This is a genomic window from Sphingopyxis indica, from assembly GCF_032879645.1.
Classification (GTDB): domain Bacteria; phylum Pseudomonadota; class Alphaproteobacteria; order Sphingomonadales; family Sphingomonadaceae; genus Sphingopyxis; species Sphingopyxis indica.
This window is the reverse complement of record NZ_CP076395.1, coordinates 243,993-262,448: the sequence shown is the minus strand read 5'-3', so window position 1 is coordinate 262,448 and position 18,456 is coordinate 243,993. Positions and strand designations below refer to the sequence as shown.

Below are 18,456 nucleotides of genomic sequence, written 5' to 3'. Positions count from 1 at the left end.
CGACCTAGGTATCGTTTACATTCAGATGCAACATTTGAGTGCGGCGACGAGGTTGAGGAAGCCAGCATAGTTTCTGGCCAACTTGTCATATCGTGTGGCGATACGCCTGAAGTGTTTGATCTTGTTGAAGAAGCGTTCGATCAGATTGCGGTCTTTGTAGAGCGTGGCATCGAAGGCCCGCCATTGCGCGGTTGTGGTTCGGCGCGGGACGACGGGTTGAGCACCGGTTGCAGCGATGGCCTTCATGGCGCGCTGGCCATCGTAGCCCTTGTCGGCCAGGACATGGTCTGCACGCAATCCATCAAGCAATCCCTCGATCTGGGTGATGTCGTTGCGCTCTCCGCCAGTCAGGATGAAGCGGACCGGATTACCCAAAGCATCGGTCGCGGCGTGGACCTTGGTGCTCAACCCGCCCTTGGAGCGTCCCAGCGCGTGAGCTTCAAACCGATCTTCGGATCGATCGCTTTTTTTGGGGCACCGGCACTGTGTTGATGCGCGCGCACGATGGTGCTGTCGACGAGGATGTACTCAAAGTCGGCATCATCGCTCAATGCCTTGAAAAGCCTCTCCCAGACGCCGTTGCGACACCAGCGGTTGAAGCGCTGATAGACGGTATGCCACCGGCCAAACTCCTTGGGCAGAACGCGCCAATGCGCTCCCGACCGGGCCAGCCACAAAATCGCTTCCACAAAAAGCCGGTTATCGCGCCCAGTGCGTCCTGGGTCCGTCGCCTTGCCCGGCAAATGCGGAGCCATCCGTTCCCAAACCGCGTCGCTCAGTTCCTGTCGATCCATCCATGCTGACCTCCTTCCAGCCCGCATTCTGAATCAGAAAAATACGCCAAAGGGAATCCTGAATGTAAACGCTACCTAGGGTCAGGACCCATTAATTCCACGTTCGACGTTTGAAGCGATTTTGTTCAGGGCAAGGAGGAAAGGCGTGAGCGCCGGGCGCGAAGCGCCGCCGCCTTCTTCTCGTAGGAGGTGTATGCCGGACATCTTTCGAGCCGGATTCTACTATTCTGGATATTCGGGCTCGATACCATTGCCCACCCGCTCTTCGCTCCGTTAGGCTCCGGGCGAAAGGGGGCACTGGATTCCATGTCCTTGCAAAGGAATAACGGAACCGATCTCGAACTCGGCTTCGACCCGGCGCGGCCCGACTGGCTGCCGTCCTTCCTGGTCATCGGCGCCGTCAAGTCCGCAACGACCTGGGTGCTCGAACAATTGCAGGCCAATCCGGCGATCTACATGCCCGATCCCGAGCCGCATTATTTCAGCAGCGAATATCATCGCGGCGAAGATTATTATCGCGGCTTCTTTGCGAGCGAAGGGGCGGCAGGCCGTCTGCGCGGGGAGAAGTCGGCCGATTATCTGGCACATCCGAAAGCCCCCGCGCGCGTTGCGGCGATGCTGCACGGCGCACGGCTGGTGGTTCAGTTCCGCAACCCGATCGAGCGCGCCTATTCGGACTATAAGATGCTCTATCGGCGCGGCACGATTCGCGGCGCCCCCGAGGAGTATCTGACCTCGCTCGACGACAATCCGCATCCGCGCTTTTTGAACGACGGGCTCTATGCCGCGCATCTGCGCCGCTGGCTCGACCATTTTCCCGAAGAGCAGATCCACAGCTTTCTGTTCGACGACGTCAGGCGGCGGCCGCAGCGGGTGATCGAGGCCATTTCGGCGCATATCGGCGTCGCGCCGGTGTTCGACGCCGGTGAGCCGGCGAAGCGCGCCAACGACAGTTCGGAACGTTTCCTGCCCTTGCCGGTGCGCCGGGCCCTGTCGCCGCTGAAGACCGTCGTGGCGCCGCTGAGGGGCACGCGCTGGTTCGAGGCGACGCGCGGGGTTTTCGCGAGCGAGATCGCCTATCCGCCGCTGTCGCAGCCGCTGTGGCTGCGGTTGCGCGATTTCTATGCCGACGATGTCGGCGCGCTCGGGAAAATGCTGAACCGCGACCTGTCGTCGTGGCTGGAGGATCGCGACGAAGCGCGCGCCCTCGCCGACGGCCCGCCGCCGGGCTATGGGCTGACGAGCCTCGACAGCTCGCATCTTTGACGAGGGGACATTGCGCCTTCAGCGCGCGGCTTCGCAGATCGTTTCCATCGCGACGAAGGTCGAGGTGCTCGCGACGTGCGGCAGCGTCGAGATCTTCTCGCCCAGCACGATGCGATAACGACGGATGTCGGCGGTGCGGACCTTCAAGAGATAGTCGAAGCTGCTCGCGATCATGTGGCACTCCTCGACTTCGGGCAGGCGGCGCACCGCGGCGTTGAATTCGCGCAGCGCCTCTTCGCGCGTGTCCGACAGCTTGACCTCGGTGAAGGCGACGTGATCGAGCCCGACCTTCGCCGGGTCGACGATGGCGCGGAAGCCGACGATCAGTCCGCTCTCCTGCATCCGTTTCACCCGCTGCTGGCACGGCGTTTTCGACAGGCCGACCTGCTGCGCGAGCTCGGTAAAGGTGATGCGGCCATTTTGCCCGAGAATCGCGAGGATTCGGCGATCGAATTCGTCCAGATCGACTAGTGATGGTTTTGCTTTCATATGATTCGACTAAAACCAATCAGAAAATAGGTCGATATGGACAGTATATTGCCGATTTGAAGGCAGAATGCAATCTGTCGATCGGCTATGATCGGGCCATGACCGAACCCGCCGATCGCGCCGCCATCCGCGCCCTCGCCCGCCGCAGCGAAGCCGACATCGTCGCCGACCTGCGCACCGCTCTTGCCCGTTCGCCCGCGACCGCGGAGGCGGTCACCGCGCGCGGGCTGACCTTGATCCGCAAGGCCAAGGCCGAGGGCGAGCGTGAGACACTCGTCGCGCAGCTGATGAACCGCTATCGCCTCTCGACCGAGGAAGGCGTCGTGCTGATGTGCCTCGCCGAAGCGCTGCTGCGCGTCCCCGACAATGCGACCGCCAACGCGCTGATCCGCGACAAGATCGCGGGGCGCCACTGGGCCGAGGGCGACGACGAGGACAGCCCGCTGGTCGTCGCGCTGTCGGCGCGCGGCCTGTCGCTGGGGTCGGCGACCCTGATGCTCGACGCGATGGGCAGCCAGGCGAAACCGCTCGCCATTCTCAGGACGATGATCCGCCGCTCGGGCGAACCGGTGATCCGCCAGGCGGCGCTCGCGGCGATGAAGCTGCTCGGGCAGCAGTTCGTGATGGGCGAAAGCATCGACGCCGCGGTCAGGCGCGCCGACAAGGACAAGAGCGAGCTCGCGAGTTTCGACATGCTGGGCGAGGCGGCGCGCACCGCCGCGGATGCGCGGCGATATTACGACAGCTATGCCGCGGCGATCGCGCGCATCGGGCGCGACGCGAAGCCGGGCGATCCGTTCGCGAATCACGGCATCTCGATCAAGCTGTCGGCGCTCCATCCGCGCTATGAATATCTGCAGGGGCAGCGCGTTCGCGACGAGCTGATCCCGCGCGTGATCGATCTGGCGGCGGCGGCGCGGCGCGTGAATATCCCACTGATGATCGACGCCGAGGAAAGCGACCGGCTCGAGCCGCATCTCGACGTCTATGGCGCGTTGATCGACGCCGGCATCGCCGACGGCTGGACCGGGCTCGGCATCGTCGTCCAGGCCTATCAGAAGCGCGCGAGCGAGGTGATTCGCTGGGTCGCGGCGCGCGCGCGGCGTCGTGGCGTCATGCTGTCGATGCGGCTGGTCAAGGGTGCCTATTGGGATACCGAGATCAAGCGCGCGCAGACGCTGGGCCTCGGCGATTTTCCGGTGTTCACGGCAAAGCTGCACACCGACCTCAACTATCTCGCCTGCGCGCAGATATTGCGCGAGTGCCAGGATTGTATCTTTCCTGCCTTTGCGAGCCACAATGCGATGACGCTCGCCTTCGTCACCGAGCTGTTCGCGGGCGCCGACTATGAGCTGCAGCGGCTGCACGGCATGGGCGAAGGCGCGCACGACGCGATCGTCGCCCTGAGCCCGCCGCCGCGGCCGGTGCGCGTCTATGCGCCCGTCGGCACGCACCGCGACCTGCTCGCCTATCTGGTGCGGCGCCTGCTCGAAAATGGCGCGAACTCCAGCTTCGTGCATCAATTTTCGGACCCCGACGTCAGCGCCGAGGAGCTGGCGGTCGATCCGCGCAGCGTCGCGAGCGCGCCGTCGAAGCTGCCGACCGGCCTTCAGCTTTACGATCCCGTGCGGCGCAATTCGCGCGGCTATGATCTCGGCGAGCCGGGCGTGCCCGAGGCGCTGATCGCGGCGATCGCCGAAGCGCGCGACGCGGGCGCCGTCGCGGCGCCGATCGTCGGCGGCCGCGAACGGCGGGGCAAGGGCGAACCGGTGCATAACCCCGCAACCGGCGTGGTGATCGGGCGGGTGGTCGAGGCCGACGCCGCGGCGGTCGAGGAGGCCGTTGCTGCCGCCCGCAAGGCACAGGGCGACTGGAGCCTCGCCGGCGGCGCCTTTCGCGCCGAGCGGCTCGAACGCGCCGCCGAGCTGATCGAGCAGCGCGACGCGCTGTTTCTGGGGCTCGCGATGGACGAGGCGGGCAAGACGCTGGCCGACGCGGTCGCCGAGGTGCGCGAGGCGGTCGATTTCCTGCGCTATTATGCCGCGCAGGCGCGCGCCGATTTCAGCTGGCCGGTCACCCTCCCCGGCCCGACCGGCGAGCGCAACGAGCTGATCCTCGAGGGCAAGGGCATCTTCGCCTGCATCAGCCCGTGGAACTTCCCGCTCGCGATCTTTCTGGGGCAGGTGTCGGCGGCGCTCGCGGCGGGCAATGCGGTGCTCGCCAAACCCGCCGAGCAGACGCCGCTGATCGCCCACGCCGCAGTCGAAATCCTGCTCGAAGCCGGGGTGCCGGGCGACATTCTCCACTATCTGCCCGGACGCGGCGAGACGGTCGGTGCGGCGCTGACCGGGCACGACGATGTGATCGGCGTCGCCTTCACCGGATCGACCGAGGTCGCGCGTGCGATCAACCGCTCCCTCGCGATGCGCGAGGGGCCGATCGCGACCCTGATCGCCGAAACCGGCGGCGCCAATGCGATGATCGTCGATTCGACCGCGCTCCCCGAACAGGTCGCGCGCGACGCGGTGGCGAGCGCCTTTCAGTCGGCGGGCCAGCGCTGCTCGGCGTTGCGGCTGCTCTGCGTGCAGGAAGATGTCGCGGATGCGATGATCGCGATGGTCGCGGGCGCGATGGCCGAGCTCAATGTCGGCGATCCCGCGATCCTCGCGACCGATGTCGGCCCGATCATCGACGAGGAGGCGCAATCCAACATTGCAGCCTATGTCGAAGAAGCGCGCGCCGCGGGCCGCCTGATCGCCGAGGCGGCGCGCACCAAGCTGCCCGCGGGCGGCACCTTCGTGGCGCCGGCGATGATCCGGCTCGACCATATCACCGACCTGAAACGCGAGATTTTCGGCCCCGTGCTGCACGTAGCGACGTGGAAGGGCGGCGAACTCGATGCGCTGATCGACGCGATCAACGCTTCGGGCTATGGGCTGACACTCGGCGTCCACACGCGCATCGACAGCGTCGCGGCGCATGTCGCGGCGCGCGCCCAGGTCGGCAATGTCTATGTCAACCGCAACCAGATCGGCGCGATCGTCGGCTCGCAGCCCTTCGGCGGGCGCGGCCTGTCGGGCACCGGGCCAAAGGCCGGCGGCCCCAATTATCTGCGCCGCTTCGCCGAGGAAAAGTCGATCAGCACCGACATCACCGCGGCGGGCGGCAATGCGGCGCTGATGGCGGGATAGATACAGGTTGTATTGAGTGTGTCCCCGCGAAGGCGGGGACCCATCTCCGATTGGCGCCAACATACACGGCCGGATGATGGGCTCCCGCCTTCGCGGGAGCACACTGCGTTTTCAATGACGGTTGGGCTTCACGCCCCCGGCACCCCGAGCATCCGTGCCTGCGCCTTCAACCGGTCCGCCGCGCCGGGGTTCGCCGCGACGGCATCTTTCAGCGCCTGCGCCGCCTTTGCCGTCTCGCCCAGCGTCATGCGGCTGCGCATCAGCATGATCCAGCGGTCGACGTCGCTGGGGTTCGCCTTCAGCTTCGCCTCGAGCCCGTCGACCATGCCGGCGATCATCGCGTCCTGCTGCCCCTTGGGGAGCTGCGACGCGGCCTCCATCTCGGCGCGCGTAGGGCCGGGAATGGCGCGCGCGGCGACGGGCATTTCGTTCGGCGTCAGCGCGCGTGTCTGCGTTTTTGCGAGGCGATCGGCGACGTCGATCTTGTGGATCGCCCCGACCTGTTCGATCGTGCGGCGCAGGTCGGCCTCCCACGGCGCGCCCTGCGGCGTGTCGGCGAGCAGTGCGAACCAGTCGTCGATCGCGCCCCTGTGATCGCCGCCGACATCCTTTTTCACCGCCAGGAAATAGCGCGCGCGCGGGTCCTTTGCATCGAGCGCGATCGCCTTTTCGAACGCGGCGAGCGCGGCGGGGGGCATCGGGTCGCGCGTGCTCGCCATCACCCGCGCCTCGCCGAGCGCCGACCATAGCCCGGCCGACTCGGGTGCGAGCGCCGACGCCTTTTCGTAAGCCGCGGCCGCCCCGGCGAAATCGCCGAGATCGAAGCGCGCGGCGCCGAGCGCGCTCCACGCCTCGGCACTCTTTGGCGACGCCTGCGTCCGCGCCTCGAACGCGGCGAGCGGGTCGCCGGGAGTCGCCGCCGCGGGCGCATCAGGGGCGGGCGCCGAATCGCGCCACATCGCATAGCCGACCGCGGCGGCGAGCAGCAGGAAGGCGGCGACCAATATCGCGCGATTGGTGCCCGACATGCCCTTGCTCTCGCTCATTTTTGTCGCTCTCCCCCGTCAATAAAGCTGCGCCGACGCCTTGCCTTTGCGAGCCGATGGTGTAGCCTCGATCCATCGAGGTCGGTCAACGAAAAATCGTCAAAACAAAAGGGAGTCGCACCGGTTTTTCCCGATCGTTTGCATGGGGAGGGGTGCCATGGCAGTTTCGGATCACGTCGATTTCCCGACGTTCATGGAAGGGGTGAAAAAACGCAACCCCGGCCAGGACGAGTTCGTCCAGGCGGTGCAGGAAGTCGCCGAGGATATTTTCGACTTCATCGCCGACAAGGAGGAGTATCACGCGCAGCAGATCCTGCGGCGCATGGCCGAGCCCGATCGCGTCGTGTCGTTCCGCGTGTGCTGGGAGGACGATAACGGCCATATCCGCGTCCAGCGCGGCTGGCGGGTTCAGAACAACAATGCGATCGGCCCCTATAAGGGCGGCATCCGCTTCCACCCGAGCGTCACCGAAAGCGTGCTCAAATTCCTGGCGTTCGAGCAGACGTTCAAAAATGCGCTGACGGGGCTGCCGATGGGCGGCGGCAAGGGCGGGTCGAACTTCAATCCCAAGGGCAAGAGCGTGCGCGAGATCATGCGCTTTTGCCAGAGCTTCATGACCGAGCTTTACCGCCACATCGGCGCCGACGTCGACGTCCCCGCGGGCGACATCGGGGTCGGCGGGCGCGAGATCGGTTTCATGTTCGGTCAGTATAAGCGGATCACGAACCAGTTCACCGGGGTGCTCACCGGCAAGGGCATCGAATGGGGCGGGTCGCTGATCCGGCCCGAGGCGACCGGCTATGGCGCGGTCTATTTCCTCGCCAACATGCTCGCGGTGAAGGACCAGGATCTCGTCGGCAAGCGTGCGGTGATTTCGGGATCGGGCAATGTCGCGACGCACGCGGCCGAAAAGATCGTGCAACTGGGCGGCAAGGTGCTCACCCTGTCCGATTCGGGGGGCTTCATCCACGACCCCGATGGTATCACGCAGGAAAAGATCGACTGGGTGAAGGCGCACAAGACGCACCGCCGCGGGCGCATCGAGGATTATGCGGGCGAGTTCAAAGGCGCGACCTTCACCCCCGGCAAGACGCCGTGGGGCGTGCCGTGCGACGTCGCGCTGCCCTGCGCGACGCAGAACGAACTGCTCGGCGAGGATGCGAAGACCTTGGTCAAGAACGGCTGCATCGCGGTTAGCGAAGGCGCGAATATGCCGACCGATCTCGACGGTGTTCACGTCTTCAAACATGCGAAGATCCTCTATGCGCCGGGCAAGGCGGCGAACGCCGGCGGGGTCGCGGTGTCGGGACTCGAGATGAGCCAGAACAGCGAGCGGCGCAGCTGGTCCGAGTCCGAATTGCAACAGATGCTCAAAGACATCATGGCGGGCATCCACGAGCGCTGCCTGACCTATGGCGAGCAGGGCGGCGGCTATGTCGATTATGTGAAGGGTGCCAATATCGCGGGATTCAAGAAGGTTGCCGATGCGATGCTGGCCTTCGGGGTGGTTTAGCGGCTAAGGATCCGACGGGGACAGGGGGTTCACGGGATGACGATGCACGTGGCCGCCGAGCGCGGCGAAAGACGATGGGCAGCGCTCGCCGTTTTTGCGGGCGTCCTAGCGATGCTCGCCCTCGCCGCGACGCTCGCCGCCCCGCCGGCGCGCTCGCAAAGCGAAAGCGGCGGCCGCTTCCTCGGCGTCGCGTCGTGCGCCGGATCGACCTGTCACGGCCGGATGGAGGCCGACGGCACCGTCGTGCGTCAGGACGAGCTCAAATTATGGCAGGAACCCTCGACCCCCGGCGGTGCGCACAGCCGCGCCTGGGCGGTGCTGTCGAACAGCCGCAGCCGCTTCATCGCGGCGAATCTCGGCATCGGCGACCCCAGCCGCGCGGGCATGTGTCTCGGGTGCCACAGCGACGCCGCGGCGAGCCGCGGCACCGCGCCGCTCGCCGACGGGGTGACGTGCGAATCGTGCCACGGCCCCGCGGGCGGCTGGATCGCGAGCCATTATGCCGGCGTCGGCACCACCGCCGATCCGGGCGCCGAAATGCGCGAAAAGCATCTCGCGAACCTGCGCGCGGGGTTGCGCAAGCTCGAGGACCCGGTGGTGCGCGCGGGCGTCTGTGTCGATTGCCATTTCGGCGCGGCGGGCGAGGGCCAGTTCGTCACCCACCGCATCATGGCGGCTGGGCATCCGCGCATCTCGTTCGAGCTCGACCTTTTTTCGGCACTGCAGGCGCATCATAGCGAAGACGCCGACTATGGCTGGCGCAAATTCGGCGCCCCCGCTGCGCGCACCGACCATGTCCAGATGTGGGCGGTGGGGCAGGCAACCGCGCTCGAACGCAGCCTTGCGCTTTTCCGGTCGAAGCGCGGGACCGAGGGGATGTTCCCCGAATTCGTGTTTCTAGACTGCCACAGCTGCCACCGCCGCATCTATGACCAGGCGAAGCCGGTGAAGACGAGCATGGCCAACCCCGGCCGCCCGGGCGTCCCCGAAGGCATGCCGCCCTATAATGACGAGAATCTGATCATGCTGTCGGCAGCGTCGCGGCTCGCCTCGCCCGCGCTCGCCGAGCAGCTCGCGGCGCGCTCGGCGGCCTTTCACCGCGCCATCGCGACCGACCGGGTGAGCGCGGTCACGGCGGCGGCGCGGCTGGGTGAGACCGTCTCGGCATTGAAGGCTGCCTTCGCGTCGCGCGGTTTTTCGGGCACCGACACCTTCGCGCTCGTTGACGCGATCGCGGCGAAGTCGGTGGGTGCGCGCTTCACCGACTATGCCGGATCGTCGCAGGCGGTGATGGGGATCGACACGCTGCTCGGTGCGATGGTGGCGTCGGGGCGGATCACGGTCGGCGCCGCGGCGGGCATCCGCGCCGACATCGACCGCGCCTATGCCGCGGTGAAGGATCCGAACGCCTATCGCCCCGCCGATTTCCAGGCCGCGCTCGGCCGCGCGGTGCGCGCGATTCAGGCGCTGCGGTGATGGCGCGCTCTCCAATTCCACCCGTATCCCCGAGCGAAGACGAGGGGCTCGTTCGAGCGGAGCGAGAACCCGCACCGCGCCTCGACTTCGCTCGGCAATGCCCCTCGTCTTCGCTCGGGGATACGGGGTCGAGTGGGCGCACCGCGCTGTTTCGTTCGACGGCCTTCACCGCACTCGGCGCGCTGCTGCTCGCCTCGTGCGGCGGCGGGGACGGCGGCGGCACGCCGGCGCCGAGTCCCGCTCCGGCTCCCGCGCCGACCCCCACGCCCAGCGGCGTCTATACCCCGCCCGCCGCCGCGGCGCTGAGCATCGCCGAGGTGCAGCAGATCCTCGCCAATGCGATCGCCGAAGCGCAGGCGCGCAGCCTGCCGTCGGTGATCGCGGTGACCGACCGCGTCGGCAATGTCCTCGCCGTCTATCGAATGACCGGCGCGCGCGCGACCGCGGCGACTTCGGCGGCGCCGAACGGCGACAATATCGACGCGCAGAACGTCAGCCTCCCCGCCGAAGCCGGCGCGATCGCCAAGGCGGTGACCGGCGCCTACCTCTCGAGCGGCGGCAACGCCTTTTCGACGCGCACCGCGAGCCAGATCGTGCAGGAGCATTTCCCGCCCGCGCCGACCACCGCGGGGCTCGAAAGCGGGCCGCTGTTCGGGGTGCAGTTCAGCCAGCTGCCGTGCAGCGACCTTGCGGCGCGCTTCGGCGGCGCCGGCAGTGCGGCGCTGATCGGACCGAAACGTTCGCCGCTCGGCCTCGCCGCCGATCCGGGCGGACTGCCGCTTTACAAGAATGGCGTGCTCGTCGGCGGCATCGGCGTGATGGGCGACGGCGATTACGGCAGCGATCCGGACATCCTCGACACCGACAGCGACGCCGAGGAATTTATCGCGCTTTCCGGCACCCGCGGCTTCGAGGCGCCCGCGAGCATCACCGCCGACAAGATCACCGTCGACGGAACGAGCCTGCGCTTTTCCGACGCGACCTATTCGGGGCTGATGACCGGCGGCGGCGCGAGCTTCGCGAGCCTCGGCGCCAGCGCGGGGGCGCTCGTCGCGGTCACAGGCTATGCCAACGCCGCCGTCATCGCGGGCACCGCCTATGGCAGCGAAGCGTCGGGCATCCGCCCCGCGACGCTGAGCGAATTTTCGAACCCCGACGCCTTTGTGCTGAGCGACGGCAGCGGCGCGAACCGCTTCCCGATCCGCGCGGGCACCGACGGCGCGAGCAATGGCGCGCCGCTGACCGCCGCCGAGGTGCGCGCGCTGCTCGAGGAAGCGTTCGCGGTGATGAGCCGCGCGCGCGCGCAGATCCGCCGCCCGCTCGACAGCCGCGCGCAGGTGTCGATCAGCGTCGTCGACACGAACGGCGCGGTGCTCGGCATTGTCCGCTCGCCCGATGCGCCGATCTTCGGCACCGACGTGTCGCTGCAAAAGGCGCGCACCGCGGCCTATTTTTCGGGGACGCAGGCGGGGGCCGAGCTGTCGGCGAACGCGAGCGCCGACGTGCGCCAGTTCGTCCCAGCGGTGCGCAGCTTCCTCGGCGACCCGTCGGCGCTGACCGGCAGCTTCGCCTTTGCCGACCGGTCGGGCGGCAACCTCTCGCGGCCCTATTTTCCCGACGGCGAGGTCGGGCGGCCGAACGGCCCGCTGTCGCGGCCGATCGCGCAGTTCAATCCCTTCTCGACCGGGCTGCAATCGGCGCTGATCATCGGCAATCTGGGCGCGCATCTTGCCTATGTGTCGGGCGCGAGCGCGACCGATACACCGCAGCGCTGCACGACGCTGCCCGATGTCGCGGCGGGGCAGAACCGGCTGCAGAACGGCATCCAGATCTTTCCGGGATCGGTCCCCGTCTATCGCGGCGACCGGCTCGTCGGCGGCATCGGCGTGTCGGGCGACGGCATCGACCAGGACGATATGATCAGCTTTCTGGGGCTGCATAACGCCGGCGCGCGCGTCGGCGGCATCGGCAATGCCCCGGCGGCGATCCGCGCCGACCGGATCGTCGTGCGGCTGGCCGACGGCGCGACGGTGCGGCTGCGCTATATCAATTGTCCCTTTGCACCCTTCCTCGACACGGCGCAGCAGAATGTCTGCGACGGGCTTTAGCGGATGATGGCTGGGGGCAGCCTTTGGCCGGTCATCGCGAGCCTCGCGGCGCAAGGAGTGCCCGCGAGCGCCCCGCCTTCGGATCCGCCCGCCGCCGAACAGCCTGTCGGAGAACCGCCGCTCGACGAGCTTACCCCGCCCCCGCCGCCGGCCCGTTGGCAGGAGATGGTGGGCGAGGATCTCGTCGGCCAGCTGATCGAGGGCCGCCGCCGCCCGGGCTACAATCCCGAGCTTCCCGAGCCGCTGAGCCAGGACAATCAGGGGGCGCTGCGCCCCCCGCCGCCGGAGGCCTTTCCGGGAATCGAGGACCAGCTTCCCCTTCCCGACCGCTGGCGGCTGATCGAGACGCTCGGCGTGGTCAAGGAACGCTGGTTCGACCCCTATCACCAGAACACGCTGAAGGGCGACCGGCCGATCGACCGGGCGAAGGTGCCGTGGCTGCCGATCGAGGGCGACGACTGGTTCTTCGTCTTGAACGCGATTTCGGACAGCGTGTTCGAACCGCGCACCTTTCCGATTCCGGTCGGCGTGCAGACGACCGAGCGTCCCGGCAGCCTCGACGTGTTCGGCAGGAACCGCAGCTTTGTCGCGGCGCAGACCTTCATCGGCGGGGTCGCGCTGATCAAGGGCAACACCGCGTTCAAACCGCCCGATGTCGAATATCGCCTGACGCTCGCCTATAATCTGAACTATGTCGACGTGCCCGAACGCCGCGTCCTCGACGTGCGCCCGTCGAAGAAAAGCCATCGGTACGACAGCTTTCTGGGGGTGCAGGAAGCCTTTATCGACAAGCATCTCGGCAACGACAGCGACCGATACGACTTCCATTCGATCCGCGTCGGCATCCAGCCGTTCCAGAGCGACTTCCGCGGCTTCCTGTTCAACGACAGCCAGCTCGGCATTCGCCTGTTCGGCAATCGCGACAACAATCGCTTCCAATATAATCTTGCGGCCTTCTGGCGGCTCGAGAAGGACACGAACAGCGGCCTCAACGACGTCACCCAGAGCCCGCGCGACGATTATATCCTGACCGCCAACGTCTATCGCCAGGACTTCCCCTTCGTCGGGCTGACCAGCCAGCTCTCGGCAACATGGAACATCAACCGCGAAAAGGGCGACATTCAGATCGACCATAACGGCTTCCCGGTGCGCCCGGCGCTGCTCGGGAATTTGCGCGGGCGCGACTATGACGCGGTCTATCTGGGCTATAGCGCCGACGGGCGGATCGGGCGGATCAACGTCACCGCGAGTTTTTACGCCGCGCTCGGCGAGGACCGCAGCAGCATCTTCACCGGCGAGCCCGCGAAGATCCGCGCCGGGTTCGCCGCCGCCGAGCTCAGCTACGATCACGACTGGATGCGCTTTCGCCTGTCGGGGCTCTACGCGACCGGCGACGGTGACCCCTATAACGGCACCGAGGGCGGCTTCGACGCGATCTTCGAGAACCCCATCTTCGCCGGCGCCGACACGAGCTACTGGATCCGCCAGACGATCCCCTTCGCCGGCGGCGGGCGCGTGATTTCGATCAATGGCCGTAACGGCATCCTCAACTCGCTGCGCTCGTCGAAGGAAGAGGGGCAGTCGAACTTCAACAATCCGGGCACGATCCTGCTCGGCGCCGGCGCCGATTTCGACCTGTCGCCCGAAGTGCGGGTGAGCGGCAACGCCAACCATCTGTGGTTCGAAAATACGGCGACGCTGCAAGTCCTGCGCAGCGAGGGGGCGATCCCCAGCGATATCGGCTGGGACCTGTCGCTCGCGGGCATCTGGCGGCCGAAGGCGACGCAGAATATCGTCGGGCGGTTGAGCGCGGCGCTGCTCGTGCCGGGCAAGGGGTTCAAGGACCTGTTCGAAAACAAGAGCCGCGACACCGTCTATGTCTCGATCCTCGCCAATGCGATCCTGAGTTTCTAGCCATGACCCGCAAGCTCCTCGCCCTCTTCGTCTTCATGGCCGTGTCGCTGGCCTTCGGCGCGCCGATGGGCCGCGCCTCCGAAGAGGAAAAGCCCATAAAGGTCGACTATCGCTTCACCCCGCCCGCACCGCGCGAGCAGAGCGAGGCCGAGATGATGGCGAAGTCGGAGGGCTGTTACAGCTGCCACGTCCGCACCGACCGCCCGACGATGCACGCGACCCCGGCGGTGCGTTTGGGCTGCACCGATTGCCATGGCGGCGATGCGGCTGAGGTCGGCGATCCGAAGCTCGGCTATGACGACCCGCGCAACCTGGCGGTGATGAAGCGCGCGCATCCGCAGCCGACGCTGCCCGGCGCGTGGCACGACAGCTCGGCGAACCCGGAGCGCAGCTACACCCTGCTCAACAAGGAGGCGCCCGAATATATCCGCTTCGTCAACCCGAGCGACTATCGCGTCGCGCGCGAGGCGTGCGGCGCGTGCCACCTCGAGACCATCGAGGCGGCCGAGCGCTCGCTGATGTCGACCGCGGCGATGTTCTGGGCGGGCGCCGCCTATAACAACGGCATCGTCCCGTTCAAAACGTCGATCTTCGGCGAAGCCTATACGCGCACCGGCGAGGCTGCGTGCGTCCTGTCGCCCTCGTCGCGGCTCACCGCCGAGGAGTATAAGGAGGCGTGCAAGCCCGCTTTTCCGTCGGACAAGATATTGACCGGCAGCGAGACGAAGCGCGGGGCGCTGGCGCGGCTCTATCCGCTGCCGCGCTGGAACGTCGTGCCGCCGAGCGACGTGTTCCGCGTGTTCGAGCGCGGCGGGCGCAATATCAATTCGCAATTCCCCGAAATCGGCCTGCCGAACCCGACGGGGAGCATCCAGCGGCTCGAGGAACCCGGCCGCCCCGACCTCAAGCAATCGAACCGCGGTCCGGGCACCGGGCTGCGCATCGCGATCGCGATCCTCAACATCCACAAGACGCGCCTCAACGACCCCTATATGTGGTTCATGGGCACCAACGACCAGCCCGGCGACTATCGCCAGTCGGGCTGCGCGGGGTGCCACGTCGTCTATGCCAACGACCGCGAGCCGCGGCACAGCCTGCTCTATGCCGGCTTTGGCCGCGACGGCCAGAGCGCGACGATCGACCCGACGATCGCGGGCAAGCGCGCACACGGGGGCAGCGAAGGGCACGGCGAAGGGCATGGCGCACTGATCGACCCCGACCACGCCGACGATCCGGCGCGCGGCGAATCGGGGCATCCGATCACCCACGCCTTCACCCGCGCGATTCCGACGGCGCAGTGCATGACCTGCCACATGCACCAGCCGAACATCTTCCTGAACTCGTACCTCGGCTACACGATGTGGGACTATGAATCGGACGCGCCGCAGATGTGGCCCGGGCCGGAGAACAGCGCGCCGCGCCCGCCGGGGATGAGCGACGAGGAGTATGAACGGACCTACAAGCAGCAGCGCTATCCGAGCGCCGCCGAGGTTCACGAAGTGCTCGAACGCAATCCCGAGGGCGCGAGCCCGCGCGGGTTGTGGGCGGACGTCGAATTCCTGCGCGACGTCTATGACGTCAACGACAGCAACAAGGACACCCAGTTCGCCGACTATCACGGCCACGGCTGGAACTTCCGCGGCATCTTCAAGCGCGACCGCAACGGCAATCTGCTCGACAAGGGCGGCAATATGTCGACCTATGGCACCGACACCGCGCATATCGTCGATCCCAAGGACCCCGAGAAATGGCGCAAGAGCTGCGCAAGCTATAGCGACGCCCAGCAGCGCGAGCTGTGCCTCGCGAGCGCCGATCCCGCAAAGCCGGGGGTCGAGGGCAAGTTCGTGCCGCCGGGGATCAACCCCGGCAAGGCGGTCCACATGATGGACATCCACGCCGAAAAGGGGATGCAGTGCGCCGACTGCCACTATGCGCAGGACGCGCACGGTAACGGCTATATCCAGGGCGAGGTCGCGAACGCGGTCGAGATCGCGTGCAAGGACTGCCACGGCACGGCCGATGCGTATCCGAACCTCCTCACCTCGAACGTCGCGGCGCGGCCGCAGGGGACCAACCTCGCGCTGCTGCGCAACCCCGACGGGCGGCGGCGCTTCGAATTCCAATATGGCGACGATGGCGAGATCACCGGCCTCATTCAGCGCTCGATCGTCGATCCGAAGCTCGAATGGCAGGTCAGCCTGGTCAAGCAGTCGGTGACGCCGGGGCCGCATTTCAACGCCAAGGCGGCGCGCGCGAAGCTGATGTCGCGCTCGGGCGCCGACGACGGCAGCTTCGGCTGGGGGCCGGGGGTGGCGAAATCGGACCGCGCGCACGGCGACGACCGCATGGCCTGCTTCACCTGCCATTTGTCGTGGACGACGAGCTGCGGCGGCTGTCACTTGCCGATCGAGGCGAACTGGAAGACCAGCATGCACCATTTCGAGGGCGAGGAGACGCGCAACTTCGCGACCTATAACCCGCAGGTCGCGCGCGACGAGATGTTCCAGCTCGGCCGGCACCAACTCACCAAGCCCGGCGAGCCCGACGCGGACGGCAATCCGCGCGGCATCATCGCGCCGATCCGATCTTCTTCGGCGCTGATCCTGTCATCGACGAACATCAACCGCGAACGCATCTATGTGCAGCAGCCGCCGATCTCCGCCGCAGGCTTTTCGAGCCAGGCCTTTGCGCCGCATTTCCCGCATACGGTGCGCTTGCAGGAAACCAAGCAATGCACCGACTGTCACCTGTCGGCCGCCGACGACAATAATGCGATCATGTCGCAGCTGCTGTTGATGGGCACCAATTTCGTCAATTTCGTCGGGCTGAACCTCTGGTCGGGGCTCGAGGAGGGTTTTCAGGCGACGCGCGTCACCGAATGGGACGAGCCGCAGGCGGTGATCGGCAGCTATCTGCAGAAATATGCCTATCCCGACTATTGGCGCCTCCACGTCGAACAGAATCACCGCGAACTCAAAAACTGGGTGCGCGGCAAGGCCTTCGACAAGAAGGGGTCGGGCGAAAGCCATTCGCTCGAGGAATTCGCCAATATCGTCCAGGACACGAGCGGCCGGGTGAACTGCCTCCAGCAGCGCGGCGAATATATGTTCGTCGCCGAAGGCAAGGGCGGTTTCCGCGTCTATGACATCGCCTCGATCGGCAACAAGGGCTTTTCCGAACGCATCGTCCGCGCGCCCTTCTCGCCGCTCGGTCACGACACGCATGTAAAGACGGCCGATGCGACGTGCATGGCGATCGGCACCACCCAGCCGATCAGCGTCGCGCGCAACGACTATATCCGTCGGAATTTCCCCGAAAATCACGAACAGGCGCTCGCGCCCATCTATCGCTATGCGGTAATCACCGACAGCGTCGAGGGGCTGATCCTCGTCGACATCGACACGATGGCCGACGGCGAGTTTCGCAACAACAAGCTCCGCCGCGCGCTGACCTGGAACCCCGGCAATGCGCTCGCCGGGGCGCGGCACATAACCCTCGCGGGCAATTATGCCTATATAACCGCCGCCAGCGGCCTGATCGTCGTCGACCTGTCGGTCCCCCTCGAACCGAAGATCACGGCCGAGCTGCCGCTGACCGACGCGCGCGCGAGCGCGGTGCAGTTCCGCTACCTCTGGGTCACCGACGCCGAGGGGGTGAAGCTGTTCGACATCACCCATATGGACCGGCCGGTGCCGGTGCCCGCGGGCACGGTGCGGCTCGCCGACGCGCGCAAACTCTATCTCGCGCGCACCTATATGTATGTCGCGGCCAAGGCCGACGGGCTGGTGATCGTCGACATCACCCGGCCCGCGGCGCCGGCGGCGTGGCCGCCGCTGACCTTTGGCGGCGCGATGACCGACGCCGAGGATGTGATCGTCGGGACGACCAACGCCTCGCTCTTCGCCTATGTCGCTGACGGGAGGAACGGCATCAAGGTGCTCCAGCTCACCAGCCCCGACAATCCGGGCCTCTATGGCTTTTCGCCCCGGCCGGCGCCCGAGCTGATCGCGTGGGCGAAGACCCCCGCGCCGGCGCTGTCGCTGTCGAAGGGGCTCGACCGCGACCGCGCGGTCGACGAAACCGGCGGGCAGGTGGCGATCTTCGGCCGCATCGGATCGCGCCCCTTCACGCGCAGCGAGATGGAGAGACTGTTCCTGAACAGCAAGGGGCTGGTCTACAAGGTCAGCGACGCGGCGGACGATAAGAGCTGGCGGCCGCCGCTTCTCTACGAAAATTGATGGCGAATGTCCGGGTCCGACCGGTTGCGGACATCGGAAAGTCAGCTATTCATTACTAATGACACATATTGAGAACCTGCTTCTAACCATCGAAGGTGCGCTCGCTTTAGGTGCAGCGGTCGGCCTTTTGACCGGCGTGCTATTGCCTCGCCCGAAAGTCGGGTGTGTTGCCTTACTGGCGGTTCCTGTCGCCATGGCCTTCTTTGTCAGCTGGTGGCAAAGCGAACATCCCGACAACTTGAGATCAACCAGCGCGCTCGATTTCGTATTTGGGCCTCTTTGGCCCAGCGTTGGCGCGGTCGCGGGATATTTTGCTGGTAAGTGGCTTCGATCGCTCTTCTTCGATCGCGACTAGAGCATCGTGCCGGAAATCTGCACCGTCTCCCCGAGCGAAGACGAGGCGGCGACGCTGCGGTTCTCG

General features: G+C 66.5%; 10 protein-coding genes and 1 pseudogene. 8 read left to right on the top strand and 3 right to left on the bottom strand.

Annotation, left to right across the window (positions count from 1 at the left end):
- Positions 1-21 precede the first annotated feature (21 nt).
- Positions 22-794, bottom strand: a pseudogene (locus KNJ79_RS21710) (IS5 family transposase).
- Between the two features lie 306 nt (positions 795-1,100).
- On the opposite strand from KNJ79_RS21710, the gene KNJ79_RS21705 reads away from it, so the two are divergent.
- Positions 1,101-2,060, top strand: a complete 960-nt coding sequence (locus KNJ79_RS21705; protein WP_317154002.1) for a sulfotransferase domain-containing protein — start codon at positions 1,101-1,103, stop codon at positions 2,058-2,060.
- A gap of 18 nt (positions 2,061-2,078) precedes the next feature.
- On the opposite strand, the gene KNJ79_RS21700 is transcribed toward KNJ79_RS21705, so the two are convergent.
- The gene (locus tag KNJ79_RS21700) at positions 2,079-2,549 is read right to left on the bottom strand and encodes an Lrp/AsnC family transcriptional regulator (protein ID WP_317154001.1); all 471 of its coding nucleotides are present in this window, start codon (positions 2,547-2,549) and stop codon (positions 2,079-2,081) included.
- Between the two features lie 98 nt (positions 2,550-2,647).
- Between KNJ79_RS21700 and putA the strand changes: the two genes are divergently transcribed.
- Positions 2,648-5,740 carry a bifunctional proline dehydrogenase/L-glutamate gamma-semialdehyde dehydrogenase PutA gene (putA, locus tag KNJ79_RS21695; RefSeq protein ID WP_317154000.1) on the top strand — a complete coding sequence of 1,031 codons (3,093 nt, stop codon included), beginning with the start codon at positions 2,648-2,650 and terminating at the stop codon, positions 5,738-5,740.
- Positions 5,741-5,868: 128 nt separating this feature from the next.
- Here putA and KNJ79_RS21690 read toward each other — a convergent pair whose 3' ends face one another.
- Positions 5,869-6,786: a tetratricopeptide repeat protein gene (locus tag KNJ79_RS21690; RefSeq protein ID WP_317153999.1), complete on the bottom strand. Its 918-nt coding sequence runs from the start codon at positions 6,784-6,786 to the stop codon at positions 5,869-5,871.
- A gap of 157 nt (positions 6,787-6,943) precedes the next feature.
- On the opposite strand from KNJ79_RS21690, the gene gdhA reads away from it, so the two are divergent.
- The 6 genes from gdhA to KNJ79_RS21660 are packed head-to-tail and all read left to right on the top strand — an operon-like array spanning position 6,944 to position 18,390.
- On the top strand, positions 6,944-8,299 hold the full coding sequence (gdhA, locus tag KNJ79_RS21685; protein ID WP_317153998.1) for an NADP-specific glutamate dehydrogenase: 1,356 nt from the start codon (positions 6,944-6,946) through the stop codon (positions 8,297-8,299).
- Between the two features lie 36 nt (positions 8,300-8,335).
- Entirely contained in the window at positions 8,336-9,775 is a 1,440-nt protein-coding gene (locus tag KNJ79_RS21680) for a multiheme c-type cytochrome (RefSeq protein WP_317153997.1), read from the top strand.
- Entirely contained in the window at positions 9,775-11,883 is a 2,109-nt protein-coding gene (locus KNJ79_RS21675) for a heme-binding protein (protein ID WP_317153996.1), read from the top strand. The genes KNJ79_RS21680 and KNJ79_RS21675 overlap by 1 nt, the downstream gene beginning before the upstream one ends.
- Positions 11,884-11,886: 3 nt before the next feature.
- Entirely contained in the window at positions 11,887-13,797 is a 1,911-nt protein-coding gene (locus KNJ79_RS21670) for a hypothetical protein (protein ID WP_317153995.1), read from the top strand.
- A 2-nt stretch (positions 13,798-13,799) separates the two neighbouring features.
- The gene (locus tag KNJ79_RS21665; RefSeq protein ID WP_317153994.1) at positions 13,800-18,035 is read left to right on the top strand and encodes a hypothetical protein; all 4,236 of its coding nucleotides are present in this window, start codon (positions 13,800-13,802) and stop codon (positions 18,033-18,035) included.
- Between the two features lie 58 nt (positions 18,036-18,093).
- The gene (locus KNJ79_RS21660) at positions 18,094-18,390 is read left to right on the top strand and encodes a hypothetical protein (RefSeq protein ID WP_317153993.1); all 297 of its coding nucleotides are present in this window, start codon (positions 18,094-18,096) and stop codon (positions 18,388-18,390) included.
- The last annotated feature ends 66 nt before the right edge of the window (positions 18,391-18,456 follow it).